Raw genomic sequence first — 21,378 nt, forward strand, 5'->3', positions numbered from 1 at the left:
CTAATGTTGCTGCAAATGCCCATAAAGCTTGGCGTACAAACCACCCTCGGCAATCAGCTGCTGGTGGTCGCCATCCTCGGCGATTTGCCCGCCATCAAACACCAGCACCCGATCAGCCTGCTTCACCGCGGACAACCGGTGCGCAATGATCAGCGTGGTGCGGTTGCTCAAGAACCGCGCCAGTGCCTGGTGCAGGTTGTATTCGGTGGCGGCATCCAGCGCTGAGGTGGCTTCGTCGAGGATCACCACCTTGGGCTCGGCCAACACCATCCGCGCAATCGCCAGGCGTTGACGCTGGCCGCCGGACAAGCGCACACCGGAACGTCCGACGATGCTGTCCAGGCCGTTGGGCAGCTCTCGAACGGTCTGGTGCAATTGCGCGATTTCCAGCGCTTGCCAGCAGGCTTCGTCACTGCGTTCACGACCCATCGTCAGGTTGGCGCGGACGGTGTCGTTGAACAGCGCCGGATGTTGCAGGACCACGGCGACATTTTCCCGCACGGTTTCCAGGCCGATCTCTTGCTGGGTCGAGCCGCCGAAGCGGATCGTCCCAGCGAGCGGCGTGTACAGGCCCAGCAGCAACTGCACCAAGGTACTTTTGCCGCCACCGCTGGCGCCGACAATCGCGACTTTTTCGCCGGGGGCGATCGACAGGTTCATCTGGTTCAACACCAGCTCGTCGCCGTAACCGAAACTCAATCCCTGGACTTCGATGCCCACGGTTTCGCGACCGTTGAACGGGTCGACACCGCCCGGGTACTCAGGCTCATCGGCCCGGGCCAGCAACTCGTTGATCCGCGACAGCGCGCCGCCGGCCGCGTAATAGGCGTACTGCAGATTCAGCAGCTGTTCCACCGGACCGATCATGAACCACAGGTAGCTGAACACCGCGAGCATCTGGCCGATGGACAGGTCGGAAAACAGCACAGTGAGCATCGCTGCCGCACGGAAAATATCGATGCCGAACTGGAACAGCAAGCCGCTGGCACGGTTCGAGGCATCGGTTTTCCACTGCGAGTTCACCGCGTAATCGCGCACTTCCCGGGCGCGATGACCCAGGCGCCCAAGGAAAAAGCCCTGACGGTTGCCGGCACGCACTTCCTGAATGGAATCGAGGGTTTCGGTCAGCGCCTGGGTAAAGCGCGAGGTGCTGTCGTTCTCGAGTTTCTTCAGGTGCTTGACCCGCTTGCCCAACTGCACCGTGGCATAGATCACCAACGGGTTGAACAGCAGGATCAGCAACGCCAGCTTCCAGTGCATCCACATCAGGATGGAGGCGGTGCCGACCAGGGTCAGCATGGCCACAAGGAAACGACTGAGGGTTTCGCCAACGAATTTGTCCAGCGTGTCCAGGTCGGTCACCAGGTGGGTGGTGACCGTGCCGCTGCCCAGGCTTTCGTATTCACCCAGCGAAATGCGCTTGAGCCGTTCGATCAGCCGCACGCGAATGCGGTAGACGATGTCCTTGGCCAGCGCGGCGAACAGCCGCGCCTGCACCACGTTGAACAGCAATGCAGCGCAACGCAGTCCCAGCGTCACCAGCAGCATAAGGCCGATGTAACCCGCGGCTTTCTGCCAGTTTTCGGGCAACGCGTGGTTCATGATCTTCAGCGCGGCGTCACCGTGGCCCAGCAACACTTCGTCGACCAGTAACGGCAAGAGCAAGGGGATTGGCACGCTGCACAGGGTTGCCAGCACCGCCACGCCGTTGGCAATCCACAGGGATTTCTTGTGATGCAGGGCCAGGCGGCGGATTTCCGCCCAGCTCAGACGGTCGACACGTGTAGCGGTTGGGGCGTCGTCGGGCAGATCATGCACAGGCAGCGCGCTCCAGCCAGCGGCCGAGCAACGGAGACAATACGCTGAGAGGCTGATAGCCATTGGTCAACAGCGCCAATTGACCATCACGCTCAGCCAGTAAGGTAGGGAAACCGGCAATGCCCAGGTCCTGGACCCAGGTGAAATCGGCAGCCGTCGCGGCGTGCATATCGGCACGGTCGAACGCAGCGGCGAACTCGATGCGCGGCAGACCGGCCTGTTCCGCCAACTCCACCAGAACGCTGGCATGAGTGACGTCGCGCCCTTCGGCGTAAAACGCATGCTGAATCAGCCCGAGCAGTTTCCACGCGCAATCCGGCGCCAGGCTGCGCGCGGTCACCAGCGCCCGACAGGCAGGTTCGGTGTCGTAGACAAACCCGTCGGGCAACGCGCCTTCCAGCTTGAACGGTTGGCCAGTCGCCTCGTTGACCGCCTGCCAATGCTCAAGGATGTAGCGCCGGGTGGTCGGCTCCAGCGCGGAGCCGCTGCCGGTACGCAAACCGCCCACCACCAGGTGCACGTCCACACCCGCTGCTTGCGCCTGCTCGACCAGCGCGTTGGCGATTGGCGCAAAGCCCCAGCACCAGGAACACATCGGGTCCATCACATAGAGCAGGCGTTGCGCAGACATGGTTCAAGCCTCGGGAGGAGTTTGCTTGTAGTTGTAGCCGATCGGGTGAGGCAGGTTGCGAGCCTTGGCCAGTTCGATCTGCTTTTGCCGGTCGATGGCACTGCGACGGGTCTTCTCGCTCAGCTTATCCCAGCAATGCGGGCAACTGATGCCGGCCACGTAGTGCTCGGATGTGCGGTCTTCGACGCTGATCGGTGTACGACAGGCATGACATTGATCGTAGTCGCCTTCGCTGAGGTCGTGACGAACGGTCACGCGGTTATCGAACACGAAGCAGTCGCCCTGCCATTTGGTTTCTTCCTGCGGCACCTCTTCGAGGTACTTCAGAATGCCGCCCTTGAGGTGATAGACCTCGTCGAAGCCCTGGCTGAGCATATAGCTCGACGCCTTTTCACAACGAATGCCGCCGGTGCAGAACATCGCGACTTTCTTGTGCACGGCCGGGTCGAAATTGGCTTTGATGTAGTCGGGGAACTCGCGAAAACTGGTGGTCTTCGGGTCGATGGCGCCTTCGAAGGTGCCGATCGAGACTTCGTAGTCGTTGCGGGTGTCGATCAACAGCACTTCCGGATCGCTGATCAACGCGTTCCAGTTCTCTGGGTCGACGTAGGTGCCGACCTTCTTGTTCGGGTCCACGCCTTCGACGCCGAGGGTGACGATTTCTTTCTTGAGTTTGACTTTGGTGCGATAGAACGGCTGGTCGTCGCAGTACGACTCTTTGTGGTCGATGTCGTCCATGCGTGGGTCGTTCTTGAGCCAGGCCATCAGCCCGTCAATGCCTTCGCGGCTGCCGGACACGGTGCCGTTGATGCCTTCTTCGGCGATCAGCAGCGTACCTTTGATGCCGTTGTCGACCATCGCTTGCAGCAGTGGCTCGCGCAGGGCAACGTAATCTTCCAGAGTGACGAACTTATACAGTGCCGCCACGACAATCTGTTGTGTCATGGGTGATTCTCCAGGTGGCTACCCTCGTAAGGGGTGAACCGGATGCGAAAAAAAACGCGCCGGGTGAGCGGCGCGTTGCGGATTCTAGCAAAAAACCGATGCTTAATGCTTGCTGCCGCCAGCACAGGTCGGCGAGGCCGGAGCCGCGTCGATCTGTGCCCATTCCTCTGGCGTGTAGGTATGCAGCGCCAACGCATGGAACTCGCCCATCAGCTCGCCGAGCGTGCCGTAGACTTTCTGGTGGCGCTTGACCCGGTTGAGCCCTTCGAACTGCTGGCTGACCACCACGGCCTTGAAGTGGGTCTGCAACCCACGGCTGTGCATGTGGCTTTCATCCAGCACTTGCAGATGCTGCGGCTGCAACAGGCCCAGCGTCGATTCGATGCGTTGTTGCATGGTCATACCGAACTCCGCTTAAGGCTTTTTCTTGGCTGGAGCAGCGGCGCCTTTAGGCTCCAGCTCGGCCGTCATGTCAGCCAGCAGTTTGTTGACCACAGGCACGGCGCTTTCCAGCTTGGCTTGAGTCATCTGGGCCGATTGCTGAGTCAGCTGCGGCATTTTTTCCAGGACTTTCTTGCCCAGTGGCGACTTGTAGAACGCAACCAGGTCTTTCAGCTCGGATTCGCTGAAGTTGGTGGTGTAGAGCTTGACCATGTCCGGCTTCAGCTTGTTCCAGCCAATGGCTTGGTCCAGCGCGGCGTTGGCTTTGGCCTGGTAGGTTTCCAGCAAGGCTTTTTTCGATTCAGGGGCCTTGGTCTGTTCAAAGCGCTGAGCGAACATTTGCTGCACTTGCATGTACACCGGAGTGCCCAATTTGTCAGCGTGCGCCAGGGTCAGGAAAGCTTCGGCACTGGCGTTGTGGCTGGCGGTATCGGCAAAAACAGGGCCGCTGGCGCAAACCAGTGCAACCGCGGTACAGATGGCACGAAGACGAGTCATCGAGTTTCCTTTTCTAGCAGGCGAGGTAAAACCCCAAGGGCGACCATTCTGCGCCTAAAAAACTGTGTGGCTCAACCCCAAGCCATGTCGGGCCTGATTTAGAGGGGTTGAACGGTCAAATTCCAGACTGATGGAACCACGGCCGGCGATCACGGCCTAAACTGCGCTATCAGACCTACAGGAGTGTGCATGATGAGCCGTATCGAAACCGACAGCCTCGGCCAGGTGGAAGTCCCGGATGAAGCCTACTGGGGCGCTCAGACGCAACGCTCGCTGATTAACTTCGCGATTGGCAACGAACGCATGCCACTGGCGGTGCTGCACGCCCTGACGCTGATCAAGAAAGCCGCGGCGCGGGTCAATGACCGCAACGGTGACCTGCCCGCCGACATCGCCCGGCTGATCGAACAGGCCGCCGACGAAGTGCTCGACGGCAGCCATGACGACCAGTTCCCGCTGGTGGTCTGGCAGACCGGCAGCGGCACCCAGAGCAACATGAACGTCAACGAAGTGATCGCCGGTCGGGCCAACGAACTGGCCGGTAATGCTCGCGGCGGCAAGTCGCCAGTTCACCCTAACGATCACGTCAACCGCTCCCAGAGCTCCAACGACTGCTTCCCGACTGCCATGCACATCGCAGCAGCCCAGGCGGTGCAACAGCAATTGCTGCCGGCGATCAGCGAACTGTCGGGCGGATTGGCCGAACTGTCCGCGCGGCACATGAAACTGGTCAAGACCGGTCGCACCCATATGATGGACGCAACGCCGATTACCTTCGGTCAGGAACTGTCGGCGTTCATCGCGCAACTGGATTACGCCGAACGAGCGATCCGCAGCTCGCTGCCGGCCGTCTGTGAACTGGCCCAGGGCGGCACCGCGGTCGGCACCGGGCTGAACTCGCCCCACGGTTTTGGCGAAGCCATCGCTGCCGAACTGGCCGCCCTCTCCGGCCTGCCGTTCGTCACCGCACCGAACAAATTCGCCGCCCTGGCTGGCCATGAACCGCTGACGACACTGTCCGGCGCGTTGAAAACCCTCGCCGTGACCCTGATGAAAATCGCCAACGACCTGCGCCTGCTGGGCTCCGGGCCGCGAGCAGGCTTCGCCGAAGTGAAACTGCCGGCCAACGAACCGGGCAGCTCGATCATGCCGGGCAAGGTCAATCCGACTCAGTGCGAAGCGCTATCGATGCTTGCTTGTCAGGTATTGGGCAACGACGTCGCCATCGGGTTTGCCGCGAGCCAGGGGCACCTGCAGCTGAACGTGTTCAAACCGGTGATCATCCACAACCTGCTGCAATCGATCCGCCTGCTCGGCGATGGCTGCAGCAACTTCCAGCAGCATTGCATCGCCGGTCTGGAACCGGATGCAGATAAAATGGCTGAACATCTGGAGCGTGGATTGATGTTGGTGACGGCGCTGAATCCGCACATTGGTTATGACAAATCGGCGGAAATCGCCAAAAAGGCTTACGCAGAAGGGCTGACCTTGCGTGAGGCGGCGTTGCAACTTGGGTATCTGACGGATGAAGAGTTTGATGCGTGGGTAAAGCCGGAGAATATGCTGGAGGCTGGCGCCAAGGGCTGAGTTTTGTAGCGCCTGACACTCAGCTTTCGCGAGCAGGCTCGCTCCCACAGGTAATCGCATTTCTCCTGTGGGAGCGAGCCTGCTCGCGAAGAACGATGACGCGGTCTAACTGGCGGCCATCCGCACCTTTCGGGCCCTGAGCCCGGCAATCAACGACGGCCCCAACGCCACCAGCGCCGACCCCAGCACCACCAGCACCGCCCCGCCATAACCCAAACCATTGATCGTCTCGGCATGCACATAGTCCGGCCACAACCACGCAGCCACTGCCACCGCAGCAAACGTCACCAACGGCGTAATCGCCAGCGTCGCACTGACCCGCGATGCCTCCCAATGGGCCAGTGCCTCGGCAAACGCGCCATAAGCAATCAGCGTATTCATACAGCACGCCAGCAACAGCCAGCCTTGCAGCGGACTCAGTTGCAGCGCTTCCAGCGGATGCACCCACGGCGTCAGCAACAGCGCGCAGAACAGGTAGATCACCATCATCACCTGCAACGAATTCCACACCGTGAGCAATTGCTTCTGGCCCAAGGCGTAGAACGTCCAGACCGTGGACGCCAACAACACCAACAGCACCCCGGCGGTGTAATCGGTCAGCGAGGTCAGCAACTCGGCCAGCCGCTGATTGAAAAACAGGGCAAAACCGATCAACAGCACCAGCAGGCCAATCCCCTGCCCCACGCTGAACCGTTCCTTGAACACAAACAGACTGGCGATCAGCAACATGATCGGCCCCATCTGCACCACCAGTTGCGCGGTGCCGGGGCTAAGCAGGTTCAGGCCCATCAGGTACAGCACGTAGTTGCCCACCAGGCCGAGCACCGCCATCAACACCAACCAGCCACCACGCGGCCCGAGCACCTTGCGGCTCGGCAGGCGTTTGGTCGCCGCCAGATAAATGAACAGGCACCCGCCGGATACGATCAGGCGAAACCACGTCACCGTCACCGGGTCCATCACCAGCAGCACTTGCTTGAGTTTGATCGGCAGGATTCCCCACAGCAGCGCGGTCACCAAGGCCAGGAACAGACCGTAAACCCAGCGACCCGATGAAATGTGCATTGCGAACCCCGAAGCCCATTGGCGAGAAAGGTCATTCTAGGCTTAGCGCCGTTCGGCACACAGGGACAGTTGGGCGTTGGCCGCGAATGAAACTGTGCAGGTCGCACCATTAAATTGGCGCTATGCCGTCGATCGGTTGGCCAGGCGTTGCAAGTGGTTCATGCATAAGCTCATGGGATTCGCCAACAGGAACATTCCTCAGGAGATCGCCATGTACGGCAAACGCGCCCAGGACAATGCCCCCGCCACTCACTTTCGCTGTGACCGGGTGTGTCGCGTGAATGGGGAGTTGTATTTCAGCACCCGGGAAAACACCCTGGAGGGGCCGTTTGAAAACCCGGAGAAGTTGGCGCGGGAGGTACAGGCTTACATTGAGCGGATGCTGCTTTTGCGTATGAACCTGTAAACCGCGGCGCCTCCATTCGCGAGCAGGCTCGCTCCCACATTAGATCTATGTCGCACTCCAGATCCATGTGGGAGCGAGCCTGCTCGCGATAGCGGTTAATCAGACAATACAAATCTTGCAGTCTTAACGCACCGCTTCAAACAACCCGGTCGCCCCCATCCCGCCACCCACACACATGGTGACGATGCCGTAACGCACGTTGCGGCGCTGTAATTCACGCACGAGATGCCCGACCTGACGCGAACCGGTCATGCCGAACGGATGGCCGATGGAAATCGAGCCGCCATTGACGTTGTACTTGGCGTTATCGATCTCCAACCGAATGCGGCTGTATAGGCATTGCGAGGCGAACGCTTCGTTGAGTTCCCACAGATCAATGTCGGCAATCTGCAAACCCTTGGCCTTGAGCAGCTTCGGCACCGAGAAGACCGGGCCGATGCCCATTTCATCCGGCTCGCAACCGGCCACGGTGAAACCACGGAAGAACGCCTTGGGCTTCAACCCCAGTTGCAGTGCTTTTTCCAGGCTCATCACCAGCGTCATCGACGCACCATCGGACAGCTGCGAAGAATTGCCCGCCGTCACCGAACCGTCCTCGGCAAACACCGGTTTCAATCCCGCCAGGCTTTCCAGGGTGGTATCCGGGCGATTGCAGTCATCGTGATCGACGATACCGTCAAGGATCTGCACCTGACCGGTGGCCTTGTCTTCAACCCGATACTTCACCGCCATCGGCACGATTTCATCGTCAAACAATCCTGCGGCCTGAGCCTGAGCGGTACGTTGCTGACTTTGCAGCGCGTACAGATCCTGTTCTTCGCGGCTGACGTTGTAACGACGAGCGACGATTTCGGCCGTCTGGCCCATCGGGAAATAGATACCGGGCACCTGCTCTTTAAGCAGCGGATTGATCAGGTTGTCGGTGTTGATGCTTTTCATGGTCAGGCTGATGGACTCGACGCCACCGGCGACGATGATGTCACTGCAACCCGAAGCGATCTGGTTGGCGGCAATGGCGATCGCCTGCAGGCCCGACGAGCAAAACCGGTTGAGGGTCATGCCGGCAGTGCCGGTGCCCAGGCGCGACAGCACCGCGATGTTGCGACCGATGTTGAAGCCCTGGCCACCTTCGTTGGAACCGGCACCGACGATGCAGTCTTCGACGCTGGCCGGACCGATGCCCGAGCGCGCCAACAATGCGTCGACACAATGCGCCGCCATGTCGTCCGGACGGGTCATGTTGAACTTGCCGCGAAAGGATTTGGCCAGGCCGGTCCGCACGCTGTCGACGATCACCACTTCACGCATGGCATACCTCATTGTTGTTGTCGGTTGAGAGTGGACCGAGCATAAATCCACTGCATTACCGACCGCGACAATCATTCACCCCGCGTATGCGTAAACATCGATCACTTCTTGTGCTGTTTCACTTTCCTGTTGTGTTTGTCGGACTTTTCGAAAGCCTCTTCCAGCGCCAGATTGATGGTGCGCAGGACTTTGACCCGCGCCCAGCGCTTGTCATTGGCTTCCACCAGCGTCCAAGGCGATATCTCGGTGCTGGTGCGATCAACCATGTCACCGACCGCCGCGCGGTAGTCCTCCCATTTATCACGATTGCGCCAGTCATCTTCGGTGATCTTGAAACGCTTGAAGGGAATTTCTTCCCGCGCCTGGAAGCGCTCCAGTTGCGTCTGCTTGTCGATGGCCAGCCAGAACTTGACCACGATCACCCCGGCCTCGGCGATCAGCTCTTCAAAATCATTGATTTCACTGTAGGCCCGCAACCAGTCCGCCGGCGGGCAGAAGCCTTCGACGCGCTCCACCAGCACCCGCCCGTACCACGAACGATCGAACACCGTGAACGTGCCCTTGGCCGGGATGTGCCGCCAGAACCGCCACAGATAAGGCTGCGCACGTTCCTCTTCGGTGGGCGCGGCAATCGGCACGATGCTGTACTGCCGCGGATCAAGGGCCGCCGCGACCCGGCGGATCGCCCCGCCCTTGCCTGCCGCATCATTGCCCTCGAACACCGCCATCAAGGCGTGCCGACGCATGCGTTTGTCGCGCATCAGGCCGGAGAATCGTGCCTGTTCGGTAATCAATTGTTCTTCGTAATCGTCCTTGTCCAGGCGCTGGGTCAAATCCAGGCTGTCGAGCAGATTCAACTGATCGACATGAATGGGCAACGGCGCGGCATTAACCTTGGAAGGATGGACCTTGTGTCGCTTCAGGGCACTTTGCAGGCCTTCGAGCAGGATCTTGCCCACCGCCAGGCTGCGGTAATGAGGGTCCACCCCTTCGATCACGTGCCAAGGCGCGTAGTCGCGACTGGTACGGCGCAACACGTGTTCACCGTATTTCACGAACTTGTCGTAGGTTTGCGATTGTTGCCAGTCCAGCGGACTGATGCGCCAACTGTGCAGCGGGTCATCCGCCAGGGCCTTGAGCCGCGCCTTCATTTGCTTTTTGGAGAGGTGGAACCAGAACTTGAAGATCAGCGCGCCTTCGTCGCAGAGCATTTTTTCAAAGCGCTCGGACTGGTTGATCGCCTGATCCAGCACCGGGTCCTTGAACAAGCCATGAACCCGGCCTTGCAGCATCTGGCTGTACCAGTTGCCGAAGAAAATCCCCATGCGGCCCTTGGCCGGGAGCATCCGCCAGTAGCGCCAGGCCGGCGGCCGCGCCAGCTCTTCGTCGGTCTGCTGATCGAACGTGCGGACCTCGATCAAGCGTGGGTCCATCCATTCGTTAAGCAACTTGACCGTCTCGCCCTTGCCGGCGCCTTCGATGCCATTGATCAGAATGATCACCGGAAAGCGGCGCTGCTGGTGAAGTTCGAACTGTGCTTCGAGCAAGGCTTCACGCAGGGCCGGTTCTTCGGCGTCGTAGGTTTCTTTGTCGATGGCGTGACCGATTTCGGCGGATTCGAACATGGATGGCTCCCTTTCCAGATTGAGCAAGACTAGCGGATTGAGTTGTTTTCCGCGGGAGAAATCCCTTACTTCGCAGCAACGATCGTTTCGTGTAGCAGCGGCCGAAGGCTGCTACAGATTTTCAGCGAATCTGCGAACGCACGCGTTGCCATGGATCAAGCACCGCTCCGGCGATCGGCTAGAATGGCCGCCTTGCCGTTGCCGAGCCTGCCATGAAACCTGTATTGCCCCACGCCCAGCTCGACTGGGATGACCAAGGTCTCCCGCGTTCGCGGGTGTTCAATGATGTGTATTTTTCCGATCTGTCGGGGCTGGACGAAACCCGCTACGTGTTCCTCGAACAAAACGCTTTGCGTGAACGCTTCGCTGCGTTGCCAGCCGGCGGTCGACTGGTGATTGGCGAGACCGGTTTCGGCACCGGGCTGAATTTCCTTTGCGCCTGGCAGTTGTTCGAACAGCACGCGGTGGCCGGGGCGCGGCTGCATTTTGTCAGTGTCGAAAAGTACCCGCTGAGCCTGCCCGATCTGCAGCGTGCCTTGGCCTTGTGGCCGGAGCTCAAACCGTTTGCCGATCAACTGCTGACGCAATACATCGCAATCCACCAAGGCTTCCAGCGCCTGGTGCTGGACAACGGCCGCGTGACCCTGACCCTGCTGATCGGCGATGCGCTGGAGCAATTGCCGCAACTGGACGCGCAGATCGATGCCTGGTTTCTCGACGGTTTTGCCCCGGCGAAAAACCCTGACATGTGGACCGCCGAACTGTTCGCCGAACTGGCGCGTCTGGCGGCCCCCGGCTCGACCATCAGCACCTTCACCAGCACCGGTTGGGTGCGCCGTCTGCTGAATGCGGCGGGCTTCAAGATGAAGCGCACGCCAGGCATTGGCCACAAATGGGAAATCCTGCGGGGCGTGTTTCTCGGCTGGTCTGAAGAAGTCCCGGTGCCCGCCGTGGCTAAACCGTGGTTTGCGCGGCCGAAGCCACTGAACGGCGAGCGGCGTGCCATGGTGATCGGCGCCGGCCTGGCCGGTTGCGCCAGCGCCGCCAGCCTGGCTGCGCGGGGCTGGCAAGTCAGTCTACTGGAGCGTCACAATGCACTGGCGCAGGAAGCCTCGGGCAATCCTCAGGGCGTGCTGTACCTCAAGCTTTCGGCCCATGGCACCGCGCTGTCGCAGTTGATCGTCAGTGGTTTCGGTCACACCCGGCGTTTGCTCGAACATTTGCAACGGGGCGTCGACTGGGACGATTGCGGGGTCTTGCAACTGGCCTTCAACGCCAAGGAAGCCGAACGTCAGGCGCAATTGGCCGCCGCCTTTTCGTCAGATCTGGTGCACTTGCTCGATCAACCGCAAGCCCAGGCTCAGGCCGGCATCGCCCTGGAACACGGCGGATTATTCTTCCCGGAAGGTGGCTGGGTTCATCCGCCAGCGCTGTGCCATTGGCAGGCGTCCTCGGCGAACATCCAGTGGCTGCCCCATCGCGATGTCCTGGAACTGCGCAAGGTTGATGATCAGTGGCAGGCCTGGGACGGTGATGATTTGCTGGCCAGTGCCCCCGTGGTGATCCTGGCCGGCGCGGCCGAGATCAAGCGTTTTCCACACAGCGCCGAGCTGCCCCTCAAACGCATTCGTGGCCAGATCACCCGACTCGCGCAAACCCCTGAAAGCCAGAACCTGGCCACCGTCGTCTGCGCCGAAGGCTATGTGGCGCCGGCTCGACTGGGCGAACACACCCTCGGCGCCAGCTTCGACTTCAAGAGCGATGACCTGACCCCGACCCTCGCCGAACACCTCGGCAACCTGGCCTTGCTCGAGGAAATCTCCCCCGACCTGGCCACGCGACTGCATGCACAGGCACTGGACCCCCAACAGCTTGAAGGACGCGCCGCGTTCCGCTGCACCAGCCCGGACTACCTGCCGATCGTTGGCCCGTTGGCCGAGCAAGCAGCGTTCGTCGACGCCTACGCCGTACTGAGCAAGGACGCCCGGCAAGTGCCGGACATTCCCTGCCCCTGGCTTGAGGGTTTTTACGTCAACAGCGGCCACGGTTCTCGCGGCCTGATCACCGCGCCATTGTCGGGTGAATTGCTCGCGGCATGGATCGAAAACGAACCGCTGCCCCTGCCCAGAGCAGTCGCCGAGGCCTGCCATCCCAACCGTTTCGCCGTGCGCCAATTGATCCGCGGAAAAGTCTGACGGCGCGCCTTATAACTTATCGGTCTAAAACTCCGGGGATTTAGCCGGGTCAGTTTCTGAGTACCCGCCGTTTTTGGCGCGGTATTGATTGACCCTCCCCAACGGAAAAACCGGTAAGGAATTTATGTGCGGATTAGCTGGCGAGTTACGCTTCGATCATCAACCTGCGGACCTCGCGGCTGTTGAACGAATCACCCATCACCTGGCCCCTCGCGGCCCCGACGCGTGGGGCTTTCATGCCCAAGGGCCGATTGCCCTGGGCCATCGTCGCCTGAAAATCATGGACCTGTCGGACGGCTCGGCGCAGCCGATGGTCGACAACCAGCTGGGCTTGTCCCTGGCTTTCAACGGCGCGATCTACAACTTCCCGGAACTGCGCACCGAGCTTGAAAGCCTCGGTTATGCCTTCTATTCCGGTGGTGACACCGAAGTGCTGCTCAAGGGCTATCACGCCTGGGGCGAAGCGCTGCTGCCCAAGCTCAACGGCATGTTCGCCTTCGCCATTTGGGAGCGCGACGCTAAACGCCTGTTCATCGCTCGCGACCGTCTCGGCGTGAAGCCGCTGTACCTGTCGCGCACCGGCCAGCGCCTGCGCTTTGCCTCGGCGTTGCCGGCGCTGCTCAAGGGCGGCGACATCAACCCGATCCTCGATCCGGTGGCGCTCAATCATTATCTGAATTTCCACGCCGTGGTCCCGGCACCGCGCACCTTGCTGGCCGGCATCGAAAAACTGCCACCGGCGACCTGGATGCGCATCGAAGCAGACGGCACCACCGAGCAGAAAACCTGGTGGACCTTGCCCTACGGCCCACACGCCGACGAGATGAATCTGACACTCGAAGACTGGCGCGACCGTGTACTCGACAGCACCCGCGACGCGGTGGCGATCCGTCAACGTGCGGCGGTCGATGTGGGTGTGCTGCTTTCGGGCGGTGTCGATTCGAGCCTGCTGGTCGGTCTATTGCGTGAAGTCGGTGTTGAAAACCTGTCGACCTTCTCCATCGGTTTCCAGGATGCCGGCGGCGAGCGCGGCGACGAGTTCCAGTATTCGGACCTGATCGCCAAACACTACGGTACCCAGCATCACCAATTGCGCATCGACGAAAAAGAGATCATCGAGCAATTGCCCGCAGCGTTCCGCGCCATGAGCGAGCCGATGGTCAGCCATGACTGCATTGCCTTCTATCTGCTGTCCCGCGAAGTGGCCAAGCATTGCAAAGTGGTGCAGAGCGGCCAGGGTGCCGACGAACTGTTCGCCGGTTATCACTGGTACCCACAAGTCGACGGTGCCGAAGATCCGTACGCCGCCTACCGCGATGCATTTTTCGACCGCAGCTACGACGACTACGCCGCCACCGTGCAGCCGAAATGGCTGACGGCCAATGACGCGGCCGGTGACTTCGTCAAAGAACATTTCGCACAGCCCGGCGCCGATGCAGCGGTAGACAAAGCCTTGCGTCTGGACAGCACGATCATGCTGGTGGACGACCCGGTCAAACGCGTCGACAACATGACCATGGCCTGGGGCCTGGAAGCGCGCACACCGTTTCTCGACTACCGCCTGGTGGAATTGTCGGCGCGCGTGCCGGGTAAATTCAAACTGCCGGACGGTGGCAAGCAAGTCCTGAAAGAAGCCGCGCGCCTGGTCATTCCGAGTGAAGTGATCGATCGCAAGAAAGGTTATTTCCCGGTCCCCGGTCTGAAGCATTTGCAGGGCGATACGCTGAACTGGGTGCGCGAACTGCTGCTCGATCCGAGTCAGGATCGCGGACTGTTCAAGCCAGAGATGCTCGATCGCCTGCTGACCGATCCGCAAGGCCAGCTGACCCCGTTGCGCGGCTCCAAGCTGTGGCAATTGGCGGCCCTGAACCTGTGGCTCAGTGAACAAGGAATCTGATCGATGAAACCCCACGCCACGGCCTACAGCCAACGCTTGTTGCGCGGTCAGGCGCCCTCTTACGAACGCTTGCAGGCACGCCTGGCCGAAGACGGCAGTGAATTGGGCGCCGCACCGATTGCCGTGCACTGCGGCTGGGGCCGGTTGCTGATCGGCCACACCTTTCCAGATGCGGCGAGCCTGGCCCAAGAGCTGCTCAATGAGCACACCGGTGAACGCGACATCGCCCTGTACGTGGCTGCGCCTCAGCAAGTACTGGGGCTGGAGCCCGCCCAGTTGTTTCTCGACCCGTCCGACACCCTGCGCCTGTGGTTCAGCGATTACCGCCAATCCACTCGGGTGTTTCGCGGCTTTCGCATCCGCCGGGCCCAGAGCGACGTGGACTGGCAGGCGATCAATCAGCTGTATCATTTGCGTGGCATGTTGCCGATCGACGCCAACTTGCTGACCCCACGCCATCAGGGTGGCCCGGTGTATTGGCTGGCCGAAGATGAGGACAGCGGCGCAATCATCGGCAGCGTCATGGGCCTCAATCACCACAAGGCGTTCAACGACCCAGAGAACGGCAGCAGCCTGTGGTGCCTGGCGGTCGACCCACAATGTTCGCGACCGGGTGTCGGTGAAGTGCTGGTGCGGCATTTGATCGAGCACTTCATGAGCCGTGGGCTGAGTTATCTGGACCTGTCAGTGCTGCACGACAACCGGCAGGCGAAAAGTCTTTACGCCAAGCTCGGGTTTCGCAACCTGTCGACCTTCGCCATCAAGCGTAAAAACTGCATCAATCAGCCGTTGTTTCTGGGCCCGGGTCCTGAAGCGGAGTTCAATCCTTATGCGCGGATCATCGTCGAGGAAGCTCACCGCCGTGGCATCGAAGTACAAGTCGATGACGCCGATGCCGGCCTGTTCACCTTGATCCATGGCAGTCGCCGCGTACGTTGCCGTGAATCCCTCAGCGATCTGACAAGCGCCATCAGCATGACGTTGTGCCAGGACAAAAGCCTGACGCACAAAGTGCTCAAAGCCGCCGGTTTGAACCTGCCGTCGCAGCAACTGGCCGGCAACGCCGATGACAATCTGGCGTTTCTCGACGAGCACGAACGGGTGGTGGTCAAACCGCTGGATGGCGAACAGGGCCAAGGCGTCGCGGTGGATTTACGGTGCATCGAAGAGGTCCAGCAGGCCATCGAATCCGCCCGTCAGTTCGACAGTCGCGTGCTGCTGGAGAGCTTCCACGAAGGCCTCGACTTGCGGATTGTGGTGATCGGTTTTGAGGTGGTCGCCGCGGCCATTCGCCGACCGGCAGAAGTGGTCGGTGATGGACAGCATTCCATCGGTGCGTTAATCGAAGCCCAGAGCCGGCGTCGTCAGGCGGCGACCAGCGGTGAAAGCAAAATCCCGCTGGATCATGAGACCGAGCGCACCTTGCACGCGGCGGGTTATGACTACAGCAGCATTCTGCCGGCCGGTGAGCATCTGTTCGTACGGCGTACAGCGAATCTTCATACCGGCGGCATTCTTGAGGATGTCACTGCGATTCTGCATCCGACCCTGGTGGATGCGGCTGTGCGAGCGGCGCGGGCGCTGGACATTCCGATGGTCGGGCTCGACCTGATGGTGCCCGCTGCCGATCAACCGGAGTACGTGTTTATCGAAGCCAATGAGCGCGCCGGCCTGGCCAACCATGAACCGCAGCCGACGGCCGAGCGGTTTGTGGATTTGTTGTTTCCGCACAGTCAGCCGGCGGCCGGACATTGATTTGTCGCCTGTTCCATCGCCATCGCGAGCAGGCTCGCTCGCACATTTGACCGCATTCCCCTGTGGGAGCGAGCCTGCTCGCGATGGGGCCCTGACAGATCACACACTCTCTTTTCCTCATCGAAACCATCGATGCTCTCAACCCATCAGGAGTTTCCATGACCAGCAACATTCCGGAACCGGATCTGATCTACCTGCAAAAAGTCCTGCTGGAAATGCTCGCCATTCCCAGCCCGACCGGGTTCACCGACACCATCGTGCGTTATGTCGCCGAGCGGCTTGAAGAGCTGGGCATTCCCTTTGAGATGACCCGCCGCGGCACCATCCGCGCCACCCTCAAGGGCAAGAAGAACAGTCCCGACCGCGCGGTCTCCGCTCACCTCGACACCATCGGCGCGGCGGTTCGCGCGATCAAGGACAACGGTCGTTTGACCCTGGCGCCTGTCGGTTGCTGGTCCAGCCGTTTTGCCGAGGGCAGTCGGGTCAGCCTGTTTACCGACAACGGCGTAATCCGTGGCAGCGTGCTGCCGCTGATGGCTTCCGGGCATGCGTTCAATACCGCCGTGGATGAAATGCCAATCAGTTGGGATCACGTCGAATTGCGCCTGGACGCCTATTGCGCCACCCGTGCCGATTGCGACTCGCTGGGGATCAGCGTCGGTGATTTTGTCGCCTTCGACCCTTTGCCGGAGTTCACCGAAAGCGGCCACATCAGCGCCCGTCATCTCGATGACAAGGCCGGCGTTGCCGCATTGCTGGCGGCGCTGAAAGCGATCGTCGACAGCGGCGAAGAGCTGATGATCGACTGTCATCCGCTGTTCACCATCACCGAGGAAACCGGCAGTGGCGCGGCGGCGGCGTTACCGTGGGACGTCAGCGAATTCGTCGGCATCGACATCGCCCCGGTCGCGCCGGGTCAGCATTCCAGCGAACACGCGGTGAGCGTGGCAATGCAGGATTCCGGCGGACCTTACGACTATCACCTGTCGCGGCATCTGCTGCGCCTGGCCAGTGACAACGAGTTACCGGTGCGTCGCGACCTGTTCCGCTATTACTTCAGCGATGCCCATTCGGCGGTCACTGCCGGGCATGACATTCGCACCGCCCTGCTCGCCTTCGGCTGCGATGCCACTCACGGCTACGAACGCACCCACATCGACAGCCTCGCCGCCCTCAGCCGCCTGCTCGGCGCCTATATTCTGAGTGCGCCGGTGTTTGCCAGCGATGCACAACCTGCCAAGGGGTCGCTGGACCGGTTCAGTCATCAGATCGAACATGAGACGCAGATGGAAAGCGATACGCGGGTGCCGTCGGTGGATAGCCTGGTGGGTCAGCGGTCTGAAAGCTGAGTCTGGCTTGAGATAGGCTGTGATTGAAAGATTGCCATCGCGAGCAGGCTCGCTCCCACAGGAGTACGCGGTCACCTGTGGGAGCGAGCCTGCTCGCGAATACGCCAGATCAGACAACACAGAACCCCAGGCTAGCCGTCGTTGGTCATTCGCCGTAGCATCGCGCCATTGTTTAGCCGAGGTGCCCATGCTGATTCCCCACGAACAACTTGAAGTCGACACCCTCACCCGCCTGATCGAGGATTTCGTAACCCGTGACGGTACGGACAACGGTGATGACACGCCGCTGGAAACCCGTGTTCTGCGGGTTCGCCAGGCATTGACCAAGGGCCAGGCGCTGATTGTCTTCGATCCGGACAGCGAGCAATGCCAGTTGATGCTCAAGCATGATGTGCCCAAGCATCTGTTCGACTGAGGCCTTCAGCGCCCTTTGTTTTTTGCCCGTTTGGCCTGGATGCGGTCGTAGACCTCCGCCCGGTGCACGCTGACGTTTTGCGGCGCTTCGACACCGAAGCGCACAGTGTTGCCGTTGACCGCGACAATGCGCACGGAAATGTCGTCACCGATGGAAATCAATTCGCCCACAACGCGACTGAGTACAAGCATGACATTCATCCTTCAGGGTTATCGGACCCTGAAGATGCCTCGCATGCAGCAGCTCTTCAATGCGCTGACAGACAATCAGTCCATCCCTACAGCACAGGACGAACGCTTCCTAAGGAAACGTCTGACAAAACCATTGATTGAAGGACCGATCCTTCAGGAGGCGGAGAAACGCGGCCCGAAAAGGATGACGCTCGCCCCGATCACACACAACGCCACGCCGATCCAGTCCGAACCCAGCGGACGAATCCGCTCGACCACCGCCAGCCAGCCGATCGACGCGATGATGTAGATGCCACCGTACGCGGCATAGGCGCGGCCGGCGTAAGTCGCTTCGATGCGGGTCAGCAGCAGCGCGAACAAGGTCAGACTGAGCAGAGCCGGCACGACCCACCAGGCGCTTTTACCTTGGCGCAGCCACATCCAGAAGGCAAAGCAGCCGGCGATTTCAAACAGCGCGGCGAGGAAAAACCACAGGTAATTGAGCATGCAAACGTCTCACGAGGATGGCCGATGGCGGCCACCCTAACGACGGTGTTGCGTACGGGCAAGTTCAGCCTGCGGTTTGTTTGGCCTTGGCGCGCATTTTGTCGGCCATGGCGGTCATTTCGTCGTAGAGCAATTGCGGGTTCTTCTGCTTGAGCGCCCAGGCCATGCGGCCCTGTTCGTGCGGCAGGATCATGAATTCGCCGGCGGCGACGTGCTGATAGATGTAGTCGGCAATGTCGGCTGCGGTGATCGGCGAGCTTTCCAGCAACTTGCCGACCTGGGCTTTCATGGCCGGCGTCGGTCCACGGAAGGAGTCCAGCAGGTTGGTCTGGAAGAACGATGGGCATACCACATGCACGCCGATTTCCTGCTGCGCCAGTTCGACCAGCAAGCTTTCGGACAACGCCACCACGCCAGCCTTGGCCACGTTGTAGTTGCTCATGGCCGGACCTTGCATCAGGGCGGCCATCGACGCGATGTTGATGATTTTGCCTTTGCTTTTTTCCAGCAGCGGCAGGAAGGCCTTGCAGCCCTTGACCACGCCCATCAGGTTGATCGCGATCTGCCAGTCCCAGTCTTCCAGGGACAGTTCACTGAAGAACCCGCCCGAGGCAACGCCGGCGTTGTTGACGATGACATCGATGCCACCGAGTTTCTCGCCGCAAGCTTGGGCGAAAGCGGTCAGCTGACTGTAATCGCGCACGTCGCAACGCTGGATAAAACCGTCGCCGCCGGCTTCGCGAACCAGTTTCAGGGTTTCCTGCAGACCGGGTTCGCTGACATCCGACAAGGCCAGCTGCCAGCCTTCACGCGCCCAGCGCAGCGCGATTTCGCGACCTAAGCCCGAGCCCGCACCAGTGATCATCATGCGATTTTGCATAGCAAACAGCCTTGTTGTTCCGGGGAAGATGCATCGAGTGTAGCGAAGGACAATGCCCGACCCACGCTCCATCAGATTGCTGAATGGCCCGAGCAAACCGTGGCAGCGCCTGAACCAACTAGACTCATTAAAAACGAAATAAGCCTTTCTTCGAAAAACATTAAAAAAACTTGGAATTTTCTTTCATGCGCGACAGTCGGATTTTGTAAGCAGCCCGGCTTTATAGCCTCCCGGCTGACAATTAAACGCCAGGTAATTCCAGAACACTTCCAACAAGGAAATAGACATGGGCACAATTCTTATCGTAATCCTGATCCTGTTACTGGTGGGTGGTTTGCCAGTGTTCCCGCACTCCAGAAGTTGGGGTTATGGCCCGTCGGGGATCATCGGCGTCGTGTTGGTGGTGCTGTTGATACTGCTGTTGCTCGGCAAGATTTAAAGGTTTAACAGGCAAAAAAAAGAGGCCCTTTTCAAGGTTAATGCCAGTCAGTTAAGCTGACTGGCATTTTTCTTTCTGATCGGATATTTCGGTGATTTGAGCCTTATGGCGCGGGGATAAATGCGCTCTTCCCGTCGATGCGGCAGAACATAATGCGGGGCAGAGGCGTGCAGCTCGGCCAGATATTTGGGGATGTTCCCGGAACGGTCGGCCGAAACGCTGTTGATAAACCCTAAAATTGCCCAAGTACACGCGGTAAAGCTCATTTCGCACGGGTAAATACCTGGACAGTGGCGGCTCATTTCCACCATCTGGTAGCGCAGCAGGTTGTAGCCCAGCAACACACCCCACAGTTCCTGCTCGATCATCTCGGGCGTCTTGCTACGCAATGTATAGCTGCTGTTGAGCAGCGTCTGTTTCATCTCGCGAAACCCTAATTCGATCTCCCATCGCTGGCTGTACAGGTCGACGATTTCGTCGGACGGGAAGCGTAGCGGATCGGCCATCGACGTCAGGATCTGACAAACCTTGCCCTTGACGGTTTTGCTCAGCAATCGCGCGGTCAGGCGCTCCGGCAGCCCCGGCCATTGCGTGCGGGCCTGCGGCGAAGTGCTCAACGAGACCACAGCGTCCTGGCGCCCCAAGCGCTGAATCACTTCGTACTGCGCACCTTTGCGCAGAGGCATCAGCCAATGTCGCTCGATGCCTGCTTGCTGCCACTGATGCAGCAAACCCAAGGAGTAAAAACCGCGATCGAACAGCGTCAGCGAGTGATCGGGCGTGGTTTCGATCAGTTGCTCCGCCAGTTTCATTTCGTTGCTGCGATAGCCATCCAACGCGCTGCCGATCAGCATGTGGCTGGTCAACTCCATTTGGCAGACCATGCGCACCTGGGGGAAACCGGTGTCGCCATGCTGGTTGCTGGCGGAATCGTAGCGCGCCCGATTTTCGGGTGTATCGGGCGTTCGCCATACGACACCGTCGACCCCCAGCAAACGCAAGCCTGCCCAAGTTGGGTGATCCACGGCCTCATGCCAACTTTTCTGAGTCAGATGGAAGACTTGTCGTACAGCTTCGCTGCCTAATCGCTGACGGGCCTGGACTACGGCGCTGGGCGCCACCAGCGGACGTTGTCCCGGCAGCATGATGTTCATGCGGCTGACCACATCCCAGGCCGACATGCGTCGAAAGAACGCCATGGAGATCACGCACCAAAGCATCATTTCCAGCGGCAAACGCCGCTTGCGCAGGGTCGCCACGCCGGCCTGTTCAAGTGCCTGCTCGACCAAAGATGGATCGAGTAAAGAATCCAGTCCCTCGATTGAGTTAGGGGTGGAGGCGATATTGTGGGTCAGTTCCAGGGCCCGAGCGAGACGCATAAAAAAATCCGATGCCAGTACAGGCATCGGATTTTGATTTCTTGCGGCCAAAGGTCAAGCGAGAGGGC

At 60.1% G+C, this 21,378-nt stretch carries 20 protein-coding genes; 8 read left to right on the top strand and 12 right to left on the bottom strand.

Annotated features, from left to right (window positions below; all coding sequences use genetic code 11):
* The 5 genes from QFW87_RS21280 to QFW87_RS21300 form a co-directional block, all read right to left on the bottom strand.
* A complete protein-coding gene (locus QFW87_RS21280; protein WP_283188794.1) occupies positions 1 to 1,818 on the bottom strand; it encodes an ABC transporter ATP-binding protein in 1,818 nt (605 codons plus the stop codon).
* Complete coding sequence (locus QFW87_RS21285; protein ID WP_283181166.1) at positions 1,811 to 2,449, bottom strand: DsbA family protein; 639 nt, start codon at positions 2,447 to 2,449, stop codon at positions 1,811 to 1,813. Before QFW87_RS21285 ends, QFW87_RS21280 begins: the two co-directional genes overlap by 8 nt.
* 3 nt (positions 2,450 to 2,452) lie before the next feature.
* Positions 2,453 to 3,394, bottom strand: coding sequence for a rhodanese-related sulfurtransferase (locus QFW87_RS21290; protein WP_283181167.1), 942 nt, complete (start codon positions 3,392 to 3,394; stop codon positions 2,453 to 2,455).
* A 102-nt stretch (positions 3,395 to 3,496) separates the two neighbouring features.
* On the bottom strand, positions 3,497 to 3,796 hold the full coding sequence (locus QFW87_RS21295; RefSeq protein WP_008151216.1) for a BolA family protein: 300 nt from the start codon (positions 3,794 to 3,796) through the stop codon (positions 3,497 to 3,499).
* A gap of 12 nt (positions 3,797 to 3,808) precedes the next feature.
* Positions 3,809 to 4,333, bottom strand: coding sequence for a DUF2059 domain-containing protein (locus tag QFW87_RS21300; protein WP_109633752.1), 525 nt, complete (start codon positions 4,331 to 4,333; stop codon positions 3,809 to 3,811).
* A 192-nt stretch (positions 4,334 to 4,525) separates the two neighbouring features.
* On the opposite strand from QFW87_RS21300, the gene QFW87_RS21305 reads away from it, so the two are divergent.
* On the top strand, positions 4,526 to 5,920 hold the full coding sequence (locus QFW87_RS21305) for a class II fumarate hydratase (RefSeq protein ID WP_283181168.1): 1,395 nt from the start codon (positions 4,526 to 4,528) through the stop codon (positions 5,918 to 5,920).
* A gap of 105 nt (positions 5,921 to 6,025) precedes the next feature.
* Here the strand turns inward: QFW87_RS21305 and QFW87_RS21310 are convergent, their stop codons facing one another.
* Positions 6,026 to 6,985 carry a DMT family transporter gene (locus QFW87_RS21310; protein ID WP_283181169.1) on the bottom strand — a complete coding sequence of 320 codons (960 nt, stop codon included), beginning with the start codon at positions 6,983 to 6,985 and terminating at the stop codon, positions 6,026 to 6,028.
* 211 nt (positions 6,986 to 7,196) lie between these two features.
* On the opposite strand from QFW87_RS21310, the gene QFW87_RS21315 reads away from it, so the two are divergent.
* On the top strand, positions 7,197 to 7,391 hold the full coding sequence (locus QFW87_RS21315; RefSeq protein WP_283181170.1) for a DUF6316 family protein: 195 nt from the start codon (positions 7,197 to 7,199) through the stop codon (positions 7,389 to 7,391).
* Positions 7,392 to 7,514: 123 nt separating this feature from the next.
* Here QFW87_RS21315 and QFW87_RS21320 read toward each other — a convergent pair whose 3' ends face one another.
* Together QFW87_RS21320 and pap are read right to left on the bottom strand one after the other, a co-directional pair.
* Complete coding sequence (locus QFW87_RS21320; RefSeq protein WP_283188795.1) at positions 7,515 to 8,699, bottom strand: thiolase family protein; 1,185 nt, start codon at positions 8,697 to 8,699, stop codon at positions 7,515 to 7,517.
* Positions 8,700 to 8,800: 101 nt separating this feature from the next.
* Entirely contained in the window at positions 8,801 to 10,324 is a 1,524-nt protein-coding gene (pap, locus tag QFW87_RS21325; RefSeq protein WP_283181172.1) for a polyphosphate:AMP phosphotransferase, read from the bottom strand.
* Between the two features lie 212 nt (positions 10,325 to 10,536).
* Between pap and mnmC the strand changes: the two genes are divergently transcribed.
* The 5 genes from mnmC (at position 10,537) to QFW87_RS21350 (ending at position 17,935) form a co-directional block, all read left to right on the top strand.
* Positions 10,537 to 12,519, top strand: coding sequence for a bifunctional tRNA (5-methylaminomethyl-2-thiouridine)(34)-methyltransferase MnmD/FAD-dependent 5-carboxymethylaminomethyl-2-thiouridine(34) oxidoreductase MnmC (gene mnmC, locus QFW87_RS21330; RefSeq protein WP_283188796.1), 1,983 nt, complete (start codon positions 10,537 to 10,539; stop codon positions 12,517 to 12,519).
* A gap of 124 nt (positions 12,520 to 12,643) precedes the next feature.
* Entirely contained in the window at positions 12,644 to 14,416 is a 1,773-nt protein-coding gene (locus QFW87_RS21335) for an N-acetylglutaminylglutamine amidotransferase (protein WP_283188797.1), read from the top strand.
* Positions 14,417 to 14,419: 3 nt separating this feature from the next.
* Positions 14,420 to 16,171: an N-acetylglutaminylglutamine synthetase gene (ngg, locus tag QFW87_RS21340; protein ID WP_283188798.1), complete on the top strand. Its 1,752-nt coding sequence runs from the start codon at positions 14,420 to 14,422 to the stop codon at positions 16,169 to 16,171.
* 158 nt (positions 16,172 to 16,329) lie between these two features.
* Positions 16,330 to 17,520, top strand: a complete 1,191-nt coding sequence (locus QFW87_RS21345) for an osmoprotectant NAGGN system M42 family peptidase (RefSeq protein WP_283181176.1) — start codon at positions 16,330 to 16,332, stop codon at positions 17,518 to 17,520.
* Positions 17,521 to 17,707: 187 nt separating this feature from the next.
* Positions 17,708 to 17,935, top strand: a complete 228-nt coding sequence (locus QFW87_RS21350; protein ID WP_283188799.1) for a YheU family protein — start codon at positions 17,708 to 17,710, stop codon at positions 17,933 to 17,935.
* A 5-nt stretch (positions 17,936 to 17,940) separates the two neighbouring features.
* Here the strand turns inward: QFW87_RS21350 and csrA are convergent, their stop codons facing one another.
* The 3 genes from csrA to QFW87_RS21365 form a co-directional block, all read right to left on the bottom strand.
* On the bottom strand, positions 17,941 to 18,126 hold the full coding sequence (gene csrA / locus QFW87_RS21355) for a carbon storage regulator CsrA (RefSeq protein WP_282481278.1): 186 nt from the start codon (positions 18,124 to 18,126) through the stop codon (positions 17,941 to 17,943).
* A gap of 153 nt (positions 18,127 to 18,279) precedes the next feature.
* Entirely contained in the window at positions 18,280 to 18,612 is a 333-nt protein-coding gene (locus tag QFW87_RS21360; RefSeq protein WP_282380829.1) for a YnfA family protein, read from the bottom strand.
* Between the two features lie 64 nt (positions 18,613 to 18,676).
* Positions 18,677 to 19,492, bottom strand: coding sequence for an SDR family oxidoreductase (locus tag QFW87_RS21365; RefSeq protein WP_283188800.1), 816 nt, complete (start codon positions 19,490 to 19,492; stop codon positions 18,677 to 18,679).
* 280 nt (positions 19,493 to 19,772) lie between these two features.
* Here QFW87_RS21365 and QFW87_RS21370 point away from each other — a divergent pair, with 280 nt between their 5' ends.
* Positions 19,773 to 19,931 carry a DUF3309 family protein gene (locus tag QFW87_RS21370; protein WP_169858239.1) on the top strand — a complete coding sequence of 53 codons (159 nt, stop codon included), beginning with the start codon at positions 19,773 to 19,775 and terminating at the stop codon, positions 19,929 to 19,931.
* A gap of 47 nt (positions 19,932 to 19,978) precedes the next feature.
* Here QFW87_RS21370 and QFW87_RS21375 read toward each other — a convergent pair whose 3' ends face one another.
* Positions 19,979 to 21,310 carry an IS4 family transposase gene (locus tag QFW87_RS21375; protein WP_283188801.1) on the bottom strand — a complete coding sequence of 444 codons (1,332 nt, stop codon included), beginning with the start codon at positions 21,308 to 21,310 and terminating at the stop codon, positions 19,979 to 19,981.
* Positions 21,311 to 21,378 lie beyond the last annotated feature (68 nt).

Origin of the sequence: Pseudomonas sp. PMCC200344 (assembly GCF_030053095.1) — a bacterium.
Lineage (GTDB): Bacteria > Pseudomonadota > Gammaproteobacteria > Pseudomonadales > Pseudomonadaceae > Aquipseudomonas > Aquipseudomonas svalbardensis.